Annotated in this window: 6 protein-coding genes; all 6 read right to left on the bottom strand. The window is 37.8% G+C overall.

All coding sequences use genetic code 11. The features are described from left to right. Positions 1-157: 157 nt before the first annotated feature. Positions 158-343, bottom strand: coding sequence for a DUF551 domain-containing protein (locus NXS07_RS19465; protein ID WP_038222927.1), 186 nt, complete (start codon positions 341-343; stop codon positions 158-160). A gap of 11 nt (positions 344-354) precedes the next feature. Next, entirely contained in the window at positions 355-582 is a 228-nt protein-coding gene (locus NXS07_RS19470) for a hypothetical protein (protein ID WP_038222926.1), read from the bottom strand. Positions 583-629: 47 nt separating this feature from the next. Then, entirely contained in the window at positions 630-1,466 is an 837-nt protein-coding gene (locus tag NXS07_RS19475; RefSeq protein WP_258087456.1) for a hypothetical protein, read from the bottom strand. Between the two features lie 59 nt (positions 1,467-1,525). Then, positions 1,526-1,687, bottom strand: coding sequence for a hypothetical protein (locus NXS07_RS19480; protein WP_258087457.1), 162 nt, complete (start codon positions 1,685-1,687; stop codon positions 1,526-1,528). A gap of 52 nt (positions 1,688-1,739) precedes the next feature. Next, a complete protein-coding gene (locus tag NXS07_RS19485; RefSeq protein WP_258087458.1) occupies positions 1,740-1,898 on the bottom strand; it encodes a hypothetical protein in 159 nt (52 codons plus the stop codon). Positions 1,899-2,195: 297 nt separating this feature from the next. After that, a partial coding sequence (locus NXS07_RS19490) for a hypothetical protein (RefSeq protein WP_258087459.1) occupies positions 2,196-2,420 on the bottom strand: 225 nt, incomplete at its 5' end.

Consider the following 2,420-nt stretch of genomic DNA (forward strand, 5'->3'; position numbering starts at 1 on the left):
ACATCACCATTCAATAATATGACCATGTAACCAATTTCAAGTTTTGGGTAGTTATCTCTAGTCAGGGTTTTTTTTAATTCATTTAATTCGCTCTCTGTTATATTTGTAATATCAGACGTATCTGGAAAGCATGGCATATTTGGTAATATAAACATCATCATTCTCCTGTCGGTGGTTCGGGTAATGGCATCCAGTGAGTTACGTATTCATGAAATAACTTCCAATGATCGCCACTTCCGTTATGAAAGAAATAATCATCACCTACTCTATTATTAAAAGTTTCGTACACTAAATAATATCCATCGTCATTTGGCAACCTGTCGTTACATTTAATCCACTCCATAAACCCTCCTGTTATTCATCGTCATCACAATCGCAATTGATAAACTGCTCTTTTAATTTAGCTATTTCTGCTGCTATTTCAGCTTTCCCCTGCAAACTACTTTGCACTTGCTCTTGAAACGACAAAATGAAAAACCCAAAATACAATGATGGAGAACCTTGCGAATTACTTTCGGTACTCAGTTTTACGTCATTATTACCATCTGTGACCAATTTTATTGTTAATGTATATTCTGCCATTTTTGTTTTCCTATATTCAGGTAATAAAAAGCCTCGCATTGGCGAGGCTATTGAGATAGTAACTTTTCGATAACAGCATCGATTGATTTTATATTCTCTGCGTGAGCCATTTTTCGTTTCAGATGTTCTTGCTTTGAATTATCGAAATTTTTGATTTCGGCCTCTTGAATGGATTTTTTAATCATTTCCAATTCATTTTGTGTGAATGTAATCCCCATCGATTGCAGTTTACGAACAGATGATAAATTCAGGGAATTAATTCTATTTAATGCAATATTTTTAACGTATTCCCTCGCTGGCTGAATATCATTGAAAAATACGACATCATCATAGCTACCACTGCCATCACCCCATCGATTAATTTTATAGGCTAAATTCCCGTTTGAATTACCCAGTACACTCAATAATCGCAAACCTTTATATTTTCTATTACCGTAATTATGTTCAATAATAGTCATATATTCTATAGCGGGTTCTATTTCTGGCATACTGTAACGATTAACCTGTACAGCATATTTAACATTACCCGTAATAACATCTAGAAAATGAGAGAAATCATGTTCATTAATATTTTCAGATAACATCGTCACACTTTTTAAAATGTCACGGTAAGCAGAAAGTTTGTTTTTGATATCCTTTATTTGACTGTCAATCCGATTACGCTCTTGCTTCGCCTTTTCAATCCCAGCCTCATGGACTTCTAGCTGTTTAGCTTGATAACTTTTCACTGGCTCATCGTGCAGGTTTTTGGTGGTAAAATTCTCGCCGCTTGGTATTTCAACGCCTGATTCAGTAACAAATATTTCCTGAACTATGCTTTCCTGAGCATTTAACTTTCCAAGAACTGCAACTTTGCGGCCATCTGATAAAAATTTAGTTTCCATATCTACCTCGTGTTAATGATTAACTCACCACAGCCCACTCGGAAATGAGCTGGAGTTAGTCAACTGAGAGCCGCCCATTTACGATAGTACTTACGTTCGACCCAACACAGTTTTGCCAAACGACGACGAATTTCAGAACGCGGCGCTTCGGATATAGCCCACTGACGATAACGTTCAAATTTTTCTTTATGTTCAGCCACAAATTTCATTGGTGGAGTCATTTTTATTTCCTTTCAGAATTAATATTGTTTATTTGGAATGAGCTGGAATTAGTCAACCACAGATAGCCATTAATTCACGAATAGAACGACGTTTATTTAACGCTGCGTTCAGGCAGTGTTTACGCAAAAATGAATCATGACGAAAACGAATAGCAGACTGACGGTCACGTTTCACTGATGCCCGAATTTCGTTGATGAATTCTATATTCATATCACACCCTCGCTGTTACTGTTGTTGATTACGTAGATATAAAGGTATTTCCTATGCCGTAATAAACCAGCCATCTGAGCTGCTAATATCAAATGTAAGCAATGCCTACGGTGGAACTCGCCATGTTACAGAGGATGGAAGCTATCTGCCTTTGTTGCCAGCCTTCCAGATAATCAGTATTTCGTGATCGGTTTCCTCGGTTTCCTTTGCCAACTATCCACTTTATTCGTCATCCAGACTTAACCTGTGCTGCATATAAGCAGTCGCCAGAGGATTCTTACATTTGATTGCTAATATTTAGTGCTCAAGGCGCTTCATTTCCGCCTTGGCTAATTCCCATTCTTTAATCGCTTCTTCACGCTCACGATCGATGTGTTCACGACCATAAGGAGTGCGGAGGGTGTCAAACTCACCACACAGTCTATTATTTATTTCCGCTATAGTTTTTTGGATTTCTATAACTTTTCTTCGTGCTTCCTGATATGTCATATCACCCCCTCGCCGTAACGCCGCCTGACTCCA

This window comes from Xenorhabdus bovienii (assembly GCF_024721015.1).
Lineage (GTDB): Bacteria > Pseudomonadota > Gammaproteobacteria > Enterobacterales > Enterobacteriaceae > Xenorhabdus > Xenorhabdus bovienii.

Bases quoted from the DNA above. Each gene is read 5' to 3' on its own strand.
- NXS07_RS19475 (WP_258087456.1), bottom strand. From the start codon at position 1,466: ATGGAAACTAAATTTTTATCAGATGGCCGCAAAGTTGCAGTTCTTGGA.
- NXS07_RS19465 (WP_038222927.1), bottom strand. From the start codon at position 343: ATGGAGTGGATTAAATGTAACGACAGGTTGCCAAATGACGATGGATAT.
- NXS07_RS19480 (WP_258087457.1), bottom strand. From the start codon at position 1,687: ATGACTCCACCAATGAAATTTGTGGCTGAACATAAAGAAAAATTTGAA.
- NXS07_RS19485 (WP_258087458.1), bottom strand. From the start codon at position 1,898: ATGAATATAGAATTCATCAACGAAATTCGGGCATCAGTGAAACGTGAC.
- NXS07_RS19470 (WP_038222926.1), bottom strand. From the start codon at position 582: ATGGCAGAATATACATTAACAATAAAATTGGTCACAGATGGTAATAAT.